The following is a 13,704-nucleotide window of genomic DNA, read 5'->3' as shown; positions in this document are numbered from 1 at the left end:
CATGACCCATCGCGTGACCATTGCCGGCAGCGACCTTGCATTCGATTGTGCCGACGCCGAATCCGTGCTCGATGCCGCCCTGCGCGCCGGCATCGAGTTGCCCCATTCATGCCGCAAGGGCGTGTGCGGCAACTGTGCCGGGCGGGTCGAAGCTGGCGAGGTCGAGGGCCTGGCCGGCGCATCGATCCGCAACGAGGCCTGCCTGCCGGACCAGGTGCTCTTCTGCATGTGCGCGCCGCGCACCGACCTGGCGATCGCGCCGGTCTCGTGGCACCGCGTCGACCCGACGGCGCGCAAGCGCTTCCAGGCCAAGGTGTTCCGGAATCAGCTTGCTGCGCCGGATGTCTCGGTGCTGCAGCTGCGCCTGCCGGCCGGGCAGCGCGCGAAGTTCCACGCTGGCCAGTACCTGCAGGTCGATGCCGGCAACGGCACGACGCGCTGCTATTCGATGGCCAATGCGCCACACGAGAGCGACGCGCTGACGCTGCACATCCGCCACGTGCCGGGCGGCGCCTTCAGCGCCCGCGTGTCGGGGCTGCAGCAGGGCGATCTGCTGGAAATCGAACTGCCCTTCGGCGCGGTCACGCTCGACAGCGCCTCGGCGCGTCCGATCGTCTTCGTCGCCGGCGGCACAGGCTTCGCGCCGGTCAAGTCCCTGATCGACGACATGGCCAAGCGCCGGGTCGTGCGGCCGATCACGCTGATCTGGGGCGCGCGCCACGCCGAGAGCCTCTACCTGCGGCCGGCGGTGGCACGGTGGCAGCGCCAGTGGCCGGACTTCCGCTTCGTCGCCGCGTTGAGCGATGGGGCGGCCGAGGAGGGCGATGAAGCGTTCACCGGCCGGGTCGATGCGGCGCTGGCCGCACACTGCCCCGACCTCGCGGGGCACGAGGTCTATGCCTGCGGTTCGCCGGCCATGGTCCATGCGGTGCGCGAGATGGCGGTCAGGCACTGCGGCCTCGATGCGGCCGGCTTCCATGCCGATGTGTTCGTGGAAGGGCCGGCCTGACGATGGTGCGGGCGGTAGCATTCCCTCCCATGGGAATGATCGCCCGCCTGCTGGCCGACGCCGTGCTGCTGTTGCACGGGCTGTTCATCCTGTTCGCCGTCCTCGGCGGCCTGGGTGTGTGGCGGTGGCCGCGCCTCGCATGGCTTCACCTGCCGGCTGCGGCCTGGGCCGGCTGGGTGGTGTCGGCCGGCTGGATCTGTCCGCTGACGCCGCTCGAGAACAGCTTGCGCCGCAGTGCCGGCGAGGCGGGCTATGGCGGCGGGTTCATCGAGCACTACCTGCTCGGGCTGATCTATCCCGAAGGCCTGACGCGCCCGGTGCAGATCGGGTTGGGGGCGGGCGTGCTGCTGTTCAATGCGGTGCTCTATGGCTGGCTGATGGCTCGCCGGATGCGGGCGGGTCGGGCGCCAGGCCGATGAAGGACAGCAGCGGCGGCAACACCGGCCCGCCGATCCATTCGAGCGGCTTTGCCATCGCGCCGATCAACGTGACGTGGTCGAGGTCATCGAACGCCCGCACCTCGACCTTCACCCCGCTCGTCCGCAGCCGTTCGGCCATCCGGCCCGTGTTGCGTGCCGGATCGACCAACCGGTCGTGGGTGGCCACCATCAGCAGCGCCGGCGGCGAAGCGGCGGAGGCATGGGCGAGCGGTTGCGAGCCCGGTGCCGTTTCCGGCCAGTTGAAGGCCACCTGCGTCTTCGGATCCCCGATCGGCAGGAAATCGTAGGGGCCGGCCAGACCGATCCAGCCCGCGAGTTGCGACGGATCACCACCGTCGGCGCGCAGCCAGCGGGCGTCCAGCGCCACCATCGCGGCCAGGTAGGCGCCGGCGCTGTGGCCCATCACGAACACTTGCCGCGGATCGGCCCCCAGCCGCGCGGCGTTGTCGATGCCCCATCGGGTGGCCGTGGCACTGTCGCGGACGAACACGGGGTAGGTCGCCCGCGGCGACAGCCGGTAGTCCGGAATCACCACCACGGCGCCGCGTGCCGCCAATGCCTCGCCGACGAACCTGTAGTCGGCCCGCTCGCCAGTGGTCCAGCTGCCGCCGTAGAAAAAGACGACCAGCGGACGCTTGCCTTCCGCGGGTGGGCGGTCGGCGAGCGGGCGGTAGACGTCGAGTTGCTGGCGCGGCTGCGGGCCGTAGGCCATGCCTGTTTCCAGCCGGTAGCTGGTGCTCGGCACCAGGCCGTTGACGATTTGCGCAGGCGAGCAGCCTGCCAGAAGGGCGCCGGCCAGCACGGCGGCCCAGCAGAGGTGCGACGTCATGCAGGTGATACGCGCGACGGTCGCCGTCGGATCACACGAGAGCGCCGGGTGCCCCGGTCCTCAGCGCCGAGCCGTACCCAACAGCGCAAGCAGCGCCAGCAGGACCACGCCGCTGCCGAACTCGTAGGCCGTCACGACGATGTTGCCCTGGTGCGCCACGTCGTACCCCGCCACCATCGCGGGCAGCCCCATCGCCAGGTAGGCGATCACGAACAGCACCGACAGCACGCCGGCCCGCTCCTGCGGCGCGATCAGCAGCACCACGCTGCGCAGCGCGCCCTGGAAGCCGGTTCCGAAGCCCAGCCCCGCGACCGCGCTGCCGAGCAGGAACAGCAGCACCGAATGCTGCGCGATCGCGGTCATCACGAGGGCCATGCCGGCGATCAGGGCGACGGCGCCGAGCCGCATCAGCGCCCTGGGCGAGGCTTCGCGGATCAGGTACACCGCCAGTGCGCCGCTGCCGGCCAGCACGAAGAGCGCGAATCCGCCGAGGAGAATCGAGGTCGTGCCCGCGAAACTGCGGATCAGCGTCGGCCCGAGCGATGCGTAGAAGCCGGCCATTGCCCAGACCGCGACCAGCGCGGGGGCCGCCAGCAGCAACGGCCCGCGCACCGCGAGCGGCACCGCCAGCCGTGGCCTGAGCGAGGCCCATGCGCCCGTCCGCACGGGGGCCGTCTCTTCAATGAAGAACACCGCGACGCCCTGCAGCACGAAGATGCTGCCGAGCAGCGCGTAGACCAGGTGCATCGGTGCCGGCAGGTACTGGATCATCAGCCCTGCGACGAGGCCGCCGGCCGCCGTGCCCATCATCGGCGCGACCGAGTTCGCGATCGCACCCCGGCCCTTGTCGATGTCGAGCAGGCCGGCGCCCGCCGCCGCGATCGCGGCGCCAGCCGACAGCCCCTGGACCACGCGCGCCAGCAGCAGGTCGGGCAGCCCGTCGGCGGTGGCGAACACCAGCATGCTCACGGCCTGCGCCGCGGCGGCGGCGATCAGGATCGGCCGGCGCCCGACGTGGTCCGACAGCCGGCCGCCGACCAGCAGCGCCGACAGCACCGCCAGCGCATAGATCCCGAAGGCCAAGGTCAGCATCGTGGCCGAGAAGCCCCATTGCTTCTGGTAGATCGCATAGAAGGGCGTCGGCGCGCTCGATCCCGCGAGAAAGCCCAGCGTCATCGAGGCCTGCAGCAGGAAGGCGGCATTCGGCGAGAGGCGGCGGCGTGTGGGCACAGGCGCTGTGAGGGCGGTCGGGCAGAGGGAGGTCATGGACGTGCTCCGGGAATTCAAGAAACCATACAGACCGATCTGTCTGGTGCTTGCAGTGTACAGACCGGTCTGGTAATGTCAAGCCCATGGAAACGAAACAAGCGGTGGCGCCGGAACGCCGCTCGGCGCGCGACCGCCTGCTGGCGGCGGCGGACGAGCTTTTCTACGAAGGCAGCATCCACACGGTCGGCATCGAGCGCGTGATCGAGCGCGCGGGCGTGGCCAAGGCCTCGCTCTACGACACCTTCGGCAGCAAGGAGGAACTGATCCGGGCCTACCTCGAGGCGCGGCAGGCGGCCCGCAAGGCACGCATCACCGCCAGGCTGGCGACCTGCGCGACCCCGCGCGACCGGCTGCTGGGCGTTTTCGATGCAATGGAAGAACTCATGTCCACGCCCGGCTATCGCGGCTGCGCCTTCAACCGGGCGGCGGCGGAGTCGAAGCCGGGCACCCCGGTCAAGGGCGCCTGCGACGACGCCCGCAACTGGATGAGGGACTTGTTCACCGGCCTGGCCCGGGATGCCGGCGCGGCCGATGCCGACCACCTGGCGAGCCAGCTGGTGCTGCTCTACGACGGCGCTTCGGTGTCCGGCCAGATGGGGACGGGCGGCAGCGCGGCGGCTGCGGCGCGCGAGATGGCGGCGCTGCTGCTGGATGCGGCGACGGCGAAGACGTCCCCGCCAGGACCAGGCCGCGCGAAGGCCGCTCAGATCTCGATGATCTGATTCAAGGTTTCGCAAGCCGCTTCGAAGACCGAAGGCGGCACCTGTTTCCAGGGGTGCGCCTTGGCTCTGCGCAAGCGCCAATCGAAGGATTTCGGCTGGTGCGCAAGCACGTAGCTGTCGACGTTCTTGGGCCCGCTGAAACGAATGGCGAATGGGTTGGTGTCGTTGTATGACGCCGTCGTCATCGGCAAGCCGATGACTAGGCTCGTTCGATCATTGAATGCCTTGGGAGAAAGCACCAGCATCGGGTGCAGATCCTTCATTTCTCTGCCGACCTGGGGATTGAAGTCGATCCAGATGATGTCCCTGCGGTCGGGAACCCACGATGGCGCCTTTGCCATCAGAACAATTCGGCGCCAAGACGCTCTGCGGCCATGGCTTCGCCGCCATGCCTGGAGGGCTCGAAGGCCTTGAGTTTCTGCGCGAGCGACAGCTTGGCCTCGCCAGCAACGCGCAGAAAAATGCCGCCTTCGACGACCTCCACGGTGATGGGCATGCCCCGCGCCAAGCGGGCGGCGCGGGCGACCGGCGCAGTCAGTCGCACCGCCAGGCCATTGCCCCACTCCTGGATCGTTTGTTCGGCCTTGACGTGGTCGGAAGACATGGCTTTCTCGTTCATGTGAAGAGGCACTCTACCTTCTGGGTTTCGATGTGTCAACAGGTAGAAACGGCGCTCGCGCAGACTCGTTTCTGCTCACGATCGTCATCTCGCGCTCGTTGGCCGTGACCTCGAACATCGACAGCAGTTCCTGACCCAGAAGGGCGTCCGGCGACTTGCCGCCCAGCGACCCCACGACCACCGTCGCCTGCCGCACCCTGAACGGACCGAAGGTCATCGGAACGCCCTCGATCCGCCTTCCTTCCATGATGCCGCCGCTGGTCTGGACATGGGCCGGCGCGCCGCCGATCAGGTTGGCGCGGGCGGCGAAGGCCTCGGTGACGGCGACGCCGGCCTGCACGGTCGATGCCTTGTCGATCACGAACTGCACCGGGAAGCCGTTGACCGAGCCACGGATCCAGAAGCGGCCGTCCTGGCCGATCGGCACCGTGATCTGCCGGGAACCGTCGATCGCGATGTCTGCCGTCTTGTCTGCATGCGGCCGGTCCGGGTCGACCAGCACGCAGCCGCGCGATTTCAGCTGCGCCGCCCCCTCGCCGGAGGGCACGTTGGTGTAGGTCTTGCCGCATTTGAAGATCGGCTCGGCGGCGGCCGGCTGCAGGACCAGGCCAGCGGCCAAGGCGGCCGGCGCGCCCAGGAGGCGCAGCGTGGATCGGGCGTGCTGGAACATGGGGCACCTCGCGCGACAAACGACAAGGCGGACGATGCCTCAATCGATCGCCATGCGGCGTCGGCCGGGTGCGGCGGCAGCCGAGCGGTGGGCTGGAAGCGCCGGACGGCGCCCGGTTCAGAACTGCAGGGCGAGCGCGCCGAGGTCGGCGAAATGTACTTCCACGCGATCCCCCGAAACGGCGTCGCCGAGGCCGCTCCAGCTGCCGGTGGTGACCACGGTGCCGCCGGGCACCGTGCGGCCGCCGCGCGTCGCATGGGCCAGCCACGACGGCAGCAGCCAGGTCGGGTCGCCCAGCGGATGGGTGCCCTCGAACGACTGGGGCTGCACGCCTCCGATCCTCATTTCACAGCGCTGGCGCGACCAGTCGCGTTCGTCGAAGGCGCGCCATTCGCCGAACACCAGCGCGCCGTGCGACTGCTGGTCGGCGAGCTTCAGCCATGCGACGTCCGGCGCATCCGGCGCCGGCGCAGCCCAGCGGGTGTCCACCACCTCGACCGAGACGGTCATCGCGTCGACGAGTTCGCGCGCCGGCGGGGTCGTGCCGGCAGCCCATGCGGCGACTTCCCCGGCCGTCACGTCGCGCCGCGTGCGCAGGGCGACTTCGGCCTCGATGCCGCGACGGTGAAAGTGCTGCCCCTGCAGCGAGGCCGTCTGCCCCGGCGCCACGGCCTGCACGCCCGCCGGCGGCAGGCCGGCATGCGTGAGCACCGCCTGGCGCGAGGGCCCGCCCGACTTCCAGAAGCGCGGCGGCGTGCCGCCGAACCAGCCGAGCGCGGCCGCCACGCGGTTCTGCACCGCATAGGCCTCGTCGGCATCGCGCAGGCAGCCGAGCCAGGGCGCCATCGGCAGGGCCTGGCCGCTGCGCCGGGCGCCGGCGAGGGCATCGGCCAGGCGCTGGAGGCGGTCGTCGCCGCTCACCGGGTGACGGCTCATGACATCAGGCTCACGTGCGCCGACACCACGCGCCAGCCGTCCGTCATCCGCACCCAGGTCTGGCTCTGGCGGCCGATGCGCTCGCTGCCTTCGCGGCGGAACTCGATGTTGGCGACGGCGAAGTCCTGCCCGAAGGTGGTGATCGCGCGGGCCGTGATGGTGCGCTCGAGGTTGTTCGCAGGCCGGCCCCGGCGAAACGCCTGGATCGCCTCGAAACCATAGAGGTTCTCGCCGGCGCCGTAGCGCAGGGTATGGGGAGACACCCAGAACAGGCGGTCGAGCGCGGGCACGTCGTTGCTCGTGAGCGCGCGCTCGTATTCGTCGAAGACGGCCTCGACTTCGGCGAGGACTTGCGGCAGGTTGATGGCGGGATCCATGGTGTTCCGGTGAAGGGGAGTGGGTTCAGTGATGCGGCACTTCGCGCTGGCAAGAAGCGTACCTTGCCAACGGCGATGGCTTGGACATCAGCAGGTCACGCCACCGTCGATGACCAGGCTCTGCCCGGTCATGAAGGCGCCGGCCTGCGAGGCCAGGAAGACCGCCGCGCCGGCGATCTCGTCGGGCTCGCCGATGCGCCGCAGCGGCGTGCTGTCGGTGCGGCGCCGCAGGGTCTCGGGGTCTTCCCAGAGAGCGCGCGCGAAGTCGGTCTTGATCAGGCCGGGCGCGATGCAGTTCACGCGCACGTTGTGCGGCCCGTATTCGACGGCCAGGTTGCGCGCCAGCTGGAAGTCGGCCGCCTTCGAGACGTTGTAGGCGCCGATCACCGGCGAGCCGCGCAGCCCGCCGATCGACGAGACGATGATGATCGAACCGTCCCTGCGCTCGATCATCTGCGGCACGGCGAAATTGATCAGCCAGTGGTTGGCGATGACGTTGTTCTCGAGGATCTTGCGGAACTGGTCGTCCTCGATGCCGCCGAGCGGGCCGTAGTAGGGGTTCGATGCCGCGTTGCACACCACGATGTCGATCCGGCCCAGCTGCCGCGTGGTCTCGTCGACCAGGTGCTTCAGCTCGTCCTTGGACGAGATGTTGGCGGGGATGGACAGGGCCGCACCCGGGCCCTGGGCACGGTTGATTTCGTCGCGCACCTCGGCGCAGGCGTCGGCCTTGCGCGACGAGATCACGACCCGGGCGCCGTGCTCGGCCAGGCGCAGGGCGATGGCGCGGCCGATGCCGCGCGACGAGCCGGTGACGATGGCCACCTTGCCGGCCAGCGAGAACAGGGACATGGGACTCTCCGTTGGAAGTGATGGGAGCGATGCGACGACCCGCATCCAGGGCCGAAGCATGCCAGCCTTTGGCCCGCCCCCTGCACGCCGATCGGCCCCTTCACTGGCGCCCCCCCGTGACGCGGAAGCTGGCCTCGATCTGTTCCAGGTCGCCCTTGTAGGTCGCGAAATCGCTGCGCGGCGCGGAAATCATCAGGACATAGCCGGTCTCGCCGTCCACGGCGGCGACGATCTTGAGCACGGCCTCGGTGCCGCGCGGATTGACGCCGGTGAACCAGGCGTAGGCGCCCGGCTTGCCGCCGAAGAGGGCATCGCCCGAACTGGTGCCGGCGAAGCGCGGCCACTGCGACGGGAACTTCTGCCCGATCGCCTCGACCAGCCCCTTGGGCGCACCGCGGCCGCTGACCTTCATCACGCTCGCATAGGCGGGACCCTTGAGGAACGACACGCCCCCGGACTGCGCCTCGACCCGCCAGCCGGGTGGCACCTGCAAGGCATAGCGGCCGTCGGGGTCGGTATACGTGGTTTGGGCGTGCACCAGCGGCACGGCGGCCAGCATGAGCGCGGCCAGGAACGGATGTCTCATCGTCATGCCTCCTCGCGTCAGGGTCCCACGAGAACGAAAGCGCCCCATGCTTGGGGGCGGTCCCGGCCCCGATCCCTGATGACCATCTGCCGGAGTTCCAACTGAGCATCCCGCAACGCGAGGTGCTTGTCCATGCCTGACAGCCACTTGCGATAGAAGAGCGTCATCAGCACGCGGGTCTCATCGTCGGGCACCTTCCACAGGCTCATCATCACGCTCTGCGCGCCGGCCAGTTCGAACGCCCGCCGCAGCCCGAGCACGCCCTCGCTCTGCAGCACCCGCCCGAGGCCGGTCTCGCAGGCGCTCAGCACCACCAGCTCGGTGCCGCGCAGATCGAGCATCGACGCCTCCAGCGCGGTCAGCACGCCGTCGTCGTTCGCGCCCGATGCGCCTTCGTTGGCGCCGGCCAGCACCAGGCCGGAGCGCAGCATCGGGTCCTCGGGCGTCCCCGGCCGCGCGCCCTGGCGCTCGAAGAAGCCGTGGCTGGCCACATGGAGCACGCGCGGATGCCGAACGCCCTTGAGGTAGGACTCGGTCGCCGCTTTGCCCTCGACGCTTTTCACCTGCCAGCCGGCGTCGGCCAACAGGCGCGACAGCGCCGCGATCTCCTCGCGCGTGCCCGGCAGCGGCGAAAAGGCCGGCTTGCCCGATGCGCTGCCGAAGTCCACGTTGCCGATCAGCACGGCGCCGTTCGCCGACACGGGCGCAGGGGCCGCGAGCAGGTCGCGCGTGCTCGACAGCAGGCGCAGGTCCAGCCTTTCGGCGAGCAGGCTGCCGCCGTCCCCGACGGTGGCCCAGGCGACCTGGTTCAGGATGTCGTCCGGGGCCAGGTGGATGCGCTTCGCATCCGCCAACGCGGGCTCGAGCGGTGTCCAGAACGCGTCGCGGAAGCTGCGTTCGCCGGCCGGCGGCGGATCGCGCGCCAGCCCGGCGCGCCGCCGGTAGTCCCGGATGGGTGCGGCCAGGCTGGCGGCATCGCCGAGCGCGACCAGCCGGGGAGGGCGGTCGCCGGGCGTCAGCACCAGCGCGGCAAAGCGCCGGCGCGCGGCGCGGTCGTTGCCGCGCGGTGGCTCGAAGGCGATGTACTCGACCGCCGCCTCCTGCGCCTTCAGGGCCGCGCGAACGTCCCGCCATCGGGCCGGCCTGGCGCCTCGTTCCTCCTGCGCGGCGAAAGCAGCCGAGCGTCTTGCCAGCTGCCGCTCCAGGTCGGCGCCTTCGCGCGCCAGCCGGTCGACAGCGTCGCCCGTCGTGCCGCGGCGCCGCAGGTTCGCCAGCAGGGTGCGCCGTTCGCGCAACCGCACCGTCAGCGCGATCGCCTGGGGGTCGCCCTCGCGTTCGATGCGCGCCAGCAGGGCGCGGACGCTGAACGCGACCATCCCCTTGCGCGCCAGCACCGCGTCGTACATGCCGCCCGCAAGCTCCGGCCGCGGTCCCGCATAGGCCAGCACGAATTCGAAATAGGCCGAGAAGAACCGGTCCGTGTCTTCGAGCAGGCCCAGGCGCTCGTCCTCGCTCATGAAGCCGAAGTACTGCGCGAGCCGCGCCCGCAGGTTGGCAAAGGCCCGATCGAAGTAGGCCTGCGCGCAGTCCGGCTTGCCGGCCGCGTGGCAGAGGGCGCCCAGGTCGATCAGGCTGCGTCCGAGGTCGGGATGGTCGGCGGGCAGCCGCTCGCGGATCGCCAGTGCGCGCAGCATCAGTTCTTCGGCCTTCCGGTGCTCGCCGCGCTCCTCCAGGACCACGCCGAGGCCGTGCAGCGAGGTCGCCGTCACCGGATGGCTGTCGCCGAAGGCGCGCAGCCGGATCTCCAGCGCCCATTCGAGCAGCCTCCGGGCGTCGTCGTACGCCCCTTCGCGCGCCTTCAGCGATGCCATCAGGCTGAAGGTCTCGGCGATCGCGGGGTCGCGGCGCGACCGGTCCGGCAGCAGCGCCATGCTCTTTTCGGCCAGCGACCAGGCGTCCTGGAAGCGGCCTTCGCGGATGTAGAGGTTGGCCAGGTTGTTGAGCCAGGTGGCGACGAACAGCTGCGGTGTTCCGATGCCGTCGCCGAGGCCCAGGGCCTGCTTGTAGAGCCGCTCGGCGTCATCGAGCCGGTTCACCCTGCCGTAGAACAAGCCCAGGTTGTTGAGCAGGGCCCCCATGTCCGCCGGCCCGACACCCCAGCCGGTGCGGCCGATGTCGACGGCGCGGCGCAAGGGCGCCTCCGCCTGGTCGTATTGGCCACCGTCGAGATAGGCCAGCCCGAGATTCGACAGCGCGGCCGCCAACCCCGGGTGGTCCTTGCCGAGGCGGGCTTCGGCTTGCGCGACCGCGTTCTTCGCGGCCGCGACCGCTTCGTCGTAGCGGCCCTGCTCGAGCAGGACCACCGCCTGCCGGTTGATCGCATAGATCGCCTGGACCTCCTGCGGACCCTGGGCGCCCGAGCCCGCCGCGGCACCCGCGACGATCGCCGCCAAGGCGAACTGCGTCACGAGCGGGTGCTTCATGGATGCGGTCCTCGCCGGCGCGCGGCCGGCCTGGATCAGGCGCTCATGATTCTGCCCGCCAACCGGCGATCAGGCGCCTGATCACGCCGGCACCGCCCTTGGGGTCGGAGCCGATCGGGCGATCCCGGTACAGCGCGCGCAGTTCGCCGAGCACCTCGTTCAGCGCCGCGAGGTTGCGTTCGGTATAGAGCCAGACGCCGGTGACGACGAAGTGCCCGGGCACGGCGGACGGCTTGGGCGCGACCTGGACGTTCTCGATCCCGATGCGATGCATGATCTCGGCCCGATCGGCCGAGTGCTGGGTGGCGCCGGCCAGCATCGTCACGGGGCGCGTGAAGGCAAAACTCACCGCCTGCACCTGCTCGAAGTGCTCGACCACGAAAGCGCAGATCTCCAGGAAGACGAGCCGGCCCAGATGCCGGGCCTCCTCCAGACCGCTCAGCGGCGGCGTGAAGTGCTCCACCCGGATCTCGGACCCGGTCGGGCTGACCGGCACCGGGTCAAGGGTGCAGACCAGCAGCTCTCCGTCGTGGACCAGCATGGGGTCGCCCAGCCTGTACGTGGCCCCTCCGGGGCCGGTGATCCGAAGTTTCTTTGTCTTCATCGCCACATGCACGGGCCCGCGCCCGTTTCCTCCAAACCATGACCACCGACTGTAGTGGATCGCGCCGACCCCGGGCGGCGCGGAGGCGACAGGCCCGGTCGTTTCTAGTTCTTCTTGAGGAACAGCCGCACGGCTTCCGCGCTGTGGCCAACCGCCTTCACGGCTTCCTTGAGCTGCTCGGCCGTGCAGCCGAGGGTTTCGGACCAGCTGCGCACTTCGTGGGGCTCGTCGATGGCGATCAGCTTCCGGTCGAGACCGGTCTTCTTCGGGTCGTCTGCCATGGCGGGCCTCCAAGATCGCGAAGCCGCCAGTTTTTCGTCGCCCGGCGGCGTTGCTGTCCGCCATTTCCGACAATCCCTGTCGACCAAGGCCGCGAGCGCCTCACGCGTTGCTCGTCGCCCGTACCTCGCCGAGGGTCGTCAGTCCCTGCAGCACCTTCTCGATGCCGTCCTGGCGCAGGGTGTGCATTCCGCCGGCCTGCGCTGCCGCGAGGATCGTCTCCAGCGGCGAACGGGTCTGCACCAGGCGGCGCACCTCCTTCGACACCGCCATCAGTTCATGGATGCCGATCCGTCCGCGGAAGCCGGTCTGGCCGCAGGCCTCGCAGCCCGGGCAGATCGAGCTCACGAGCTGGCCTTCGCGGCCGTAGCGGCGCAGCCAATGCGCGAGCACGGCATCGCGCGACGGCGGCTCCAGACCGTCCGCGAAGGCGCGCAGATAGTCCGAAAGCAGTTCGTCGACTTCGGCCGCCGTCGCCGGGCGGCTGGTCACGCACTTCGAACAGAGCTTGCGCACCAATCGCTGCGCCTGGATGGCCAGCAGGGAATCGGCGAAGTTGAAGGCGTCCAGGCCCATGTCGAGCAGCCGGGTCACGGTCTCGGCGGCGCTGTTGGTGTGCAGCGTCGACAGCACCAGGTGGCCGGTGAGCGAAGCCTCGATAGCCATCTTCGCGGTTTCCTCGTCGCGGATCTCGCCCACCATCACCACGTCCGGATCGGCGCGCAGGAAAGCGCGCAGGGCTTTCGCGAAGGTCCAGTCGATGCGCGGGTTCACCTGGACCTGCCGCAGCCCGGGCTGCGTGATCTCGACCGGGTCCTCGGCGGTCCAGATCTTGCGATCAGGGGTGTTGATGTGCATCAGCGCCGAATGCAGTGTCGTCGTCTTGCCCGAGCCGGTGGGGCCGACGCACAGCACCAGTCCGTACGGCCGCTCGACGGCTTCGCGCAGCTTCTGGAGATTGCGCGGCGACAGGCCCAGGTTTTCCAGGGCGATCGCATTGGCCGACGCCAGCAGGCGCATCACCACGTCTTCCAGGCCATTGTTGGTCGGAATGGTCGCCACGCGAAGCTCCAGCGGATGCTGCGCCGAGAACTTCGAGAAGATGATCTTGCCGTCCTGCGGCTTGCGCTTCTCGCTGATGTCGAGGTCGCACATGATCTTGATCCGCGCGATGATGGCATTGCGATAGTTCGGCGGCAGCTCGAGATAGGTGAACAGGCGGCCGTCGCGGCGAAAGCGGATGCGGATCTTTTCGCGCCCCGGATAGCTCTCGATGTGGATGTCCGAGACGCCTTCGGCGTGCGCCTCGATGATCATCCGGTTCACCATCCGCACCAGCGAATTGTCCGACTGCTCGATGGGCAGCTCTTCGCTGGTCTGCTCGCGCCCCTCCTTCTCGAGCGTCTCGAGCAGTTCGCTGGCGTCGATGTCGAACTCGATCGGCCTGGACGGATCGTCGGCGGCCGCCTTGGCGTCCATCGCGCCGATCGCCTCGTAGGCCTTCTTGAGCACCTGGTCCAGATTGCGGCAGTGGGCGAGGACCGGAATCACCTTCGCCTGGGCGATGAACTCGAGCTCGTCGATGGCGGCACGGCGACCCGACGGATCGTCGAGCGCGGCGATCAATCGCCCGTTCGACACCATCAACGGCATGACCTGCAGGCGTTGGGCCGCGCCGTGGCCGACTTTCCTGAGCGCCTCCACCGCGGCCGGGAACCGGTCGAGGTCGACCAGGGGGTAGCCCATCTTGTGGGCCAGGGCCGATTGCAGGTCGCTGCGCGACAGGGCGCCCATGCGAACCAGTGTCTCGCCGAGCGGCACGGCGCGATCGAGCTGCTGGGCGGCCAGGCCCGCGTTCAATTGCGCGTCCGTGATGATCCCGAGCGAGGTCAGCGCCTGCCCGATTCGAACCAGCGGCATCCGGCCCTGCACCTCGAGGCGGGTCAGCAGTTCCTCGGGCGTGCAGACTTCTGTCATCGACGTCGCGCTGCGAGTCGGGGCTGCAGGCACAGTGGTTGCGGTCATCGGT

16 protein-coding genes are annotated in these 13,704 nt (G+C 69.6%); 3 read left to right on the top strand and 13 right to left on the bottom strand.

The genetic code is table 11. The features are described from left to right. The first annotated feature begins 1 nt into the window (after position 1). Both AC1DF3_RS22215 and AC1DF3_RS22210 read left to right on the top strand, forming a co-directional pair. Positions 2-1,009: a 2Fe-2S iron-sulfur cluster-binding protein gene (locus AC1DF3_RS22215; RefSeq protein WP_478140860.1), complete on the top strand. Its 1,008-nt coding sequence runs from the start codon at positions 2-4 to the stop codon at positions 1,007-1,009. 35 nt (positions 1,010-1,044) lie between these two features. Then, positions 1,045-1,428, top strand: a complete 384-nt coding sequence (locus tag AC1DF3_RS22210; RefSeq protein ID WP_286536904.1) for a DUF2784 domain-containing protein — start codon at positions 1,045-1,047, stop codon at positions 1,426-1,428. On the opposite strand, the gene AC1DF3_RS22205 is transcribed toward AC1DF3_RS22210, so the two are convergent. Continuing rightward, on the bottom strand, positions 1,361-2,278 hold the full coding sequence (locus AC1DF3_RS22205) for an alpha/beta hydrolase (protein ID WP_286536829.1): 918 nt from the start codon (positions 2,276-2,278) through the stop codon (positions 1,361-1,363). The two genes, AC1DF3_RS22210 and AC1DF3_RS22205, sit on opposite strands and share 68 nt — an antisense overlap. Before the next feature lie 60 nt (positions 2,279-2,338). Next, positions 2,339-3,544, bottom strand: coding sequence for an MFS transporter (locus AC1DF3_RS22200; RefSeq protein ID WP_286536830.1), 1,206 nt, complete (start codon positions 3,542-3,544; stop codon positions 2,339-2,341). 86 nt (positions 3,545-3,630) lie between these two features. Between AC1DF3_RS22200 and AC1DF3_RS22195 the strand changes: the two genes are divergently transcribed. Then, positions 3,631-4,269, top strand: coding sequence for a TetR/AcrR family transcriptional regulator (locus tag AC1DF3_RS22195; protein WP_286536831.1), 639 nt, complete (start codon positions 3,631-3,633; stop codon positions 4,267-4,269). Here the strand turns inward: AC1DF3_RS22195 and AC1DF3_RS22190 are convergent. The 11 genes from AC1DF3_RS22190 to AC1DF3_RS22140 form a co-directional block, all read right to left on the bottom strand. Then, the gene (locus AC1DF3_RS22190) at positions 4,251-4,610 is read right to left on the bottom strand and encodes a type II toxin-antitoxin system PemK/MazF family toxin (protein ID WP_286536832.1); all 360 of its coding nucleotides are present in this window, start codon (positions 4,608-4,610) and stop codon (positions 4,251-4,253) included. The two genes, AC1DF3_RS22195 and AC1DF3_RS22190, sit on opposite strands and share 19 nt — an antisense overlap. Next, a complete protein-coding gene (locus AC1DF3_RS22185) occupies positions 4,610-4,888 on the bottom strand; it encodes an AbrB/MazE/SpoVT family DNA-binding domain-containing protein (protein ID WP_286536833.1) in 279 nt (92 codons plus the stop codon). The genes AC1DF3_RS22190 and AC1DF3_RS22185 overlap by 1 nt, the downstream gene beginning before the upstream one ends. 13 nt (positions 4,889-4,901) lie before the next feature. Beyond that, entirely contained in the window at positions 4,902-5,558 is a 657-nt protein-coding gene (locus AC1DF3_RS22180) for a retropepsin-like aspartic protease family protein (RefSeq protein ID WP_478140859.1), read from the bottom strand. A 117-nt stretch (positions 5,559-5,675) separates the two neighbouring features. After that, positions 5,676-6,494, bottom strand: a complete 819-nt coding sequence (locus tag AC1DF3_RS22175) for a fumarylacetoacetate hydrolase family protein (RefSeq protein WP_478140858.1) — start codon at positions 6,492-6,494, stop codon at positions 5,676-5,678. After that, the gene (gene hpxZ, locus AC1DF3_RS22170) at positions 6,491-6,871 is read right to left on the bottom strand and encodes an oxalurate catabolism protein HpxZ (RefSeq protein WP_286536836.1); all 381 of its coding nucleotides are present in this window, start codon (positions 6,869-6,871) and stop codon (positions 6,491-6,493) included. Before hpxZ ends, AC1DF3_RS22175 begins: the two co-directional genes overlap by 4 nt. An 87-nt stretch (positions 6,872-6,958) precedes the next feature. Then, positions 6,959-7,723, bottom strand: a complete 765-nt coding sequence (locus AC1DF3_RS22165; RefSeq protein ID WP_286536837.1) for an SDR family NAD(P)-dependent oxidoreductase — start codon at positions 7,721-7,723, stop codon at positions 6,959-6,961. A gap of 100 nt (positions 7,724-7,823) precedes the next feature. After that, positions 7,824-8,309: a hypothetical protein gene (locus AC1DF3_RS22160; RefSeq protein ID WP_478140857.1), complete on the bottom strand. Its 486-nt coding sequence runs from the start codon at positions 8,307-8,309 to the stop codon at positions 7,824-7,826. 17 nt (positions 8,310-8,326) lie between these two features. After that, a complete protein-coding gene (locus tag AC1DF3_RS22155) occupies positions 8,327-10,792 on the bottom strand; it encodes a CHAT domain-containing protein (protein WP_478140856.1) in 2,466 nt (821 codons plus the stop codon). A 43-nt stretch (positions 10,793-10,835) separates the two neighbouring features. Beyond that, positions 10,836-11,396, bottom strand: coding sequence for a hypothetical protein (locus AC1DF3_RS22150; RefSeq protein ID WP_478140855.1), 561 nt, complete (start codon positions 11,394-11,396; stop codon positions 10,836-10,838). A 104-nt stretch (positions 11,397-11,500) separates the two neighbouring features. After that, positions 11,501-11,677, bottom strand: coding sequence for a DUF3606 domain-containing protein (locus AC1DF3_RS22145; protein ID WP_478140854.1), 177 nt, complete (start codon positions 11,675-11,677; stop codon positions 11,501-11,503). Between the two features lie 100 nt (positions 11,678-11,777). Further along, entirely contained in the window at positions 11,778-13,700 is a 1,923-nt protein-coding gene (locus AC1DF3_RS22140; protein WP_478140853.1) for a GspE/PulE family protein, read from the bottom strand. Between the last annotated feature and the right edge of the window lie 4 nt (positions 13,701-13,704).

This window comes from Variovorax sp. 10N432, from assembly GCF_056394465.1.
The sequence above is the reverse complement of the archived record's forward strand: the minus strand, read 5'-3'. Positions and strand labels throughout refer to the sequence as shown.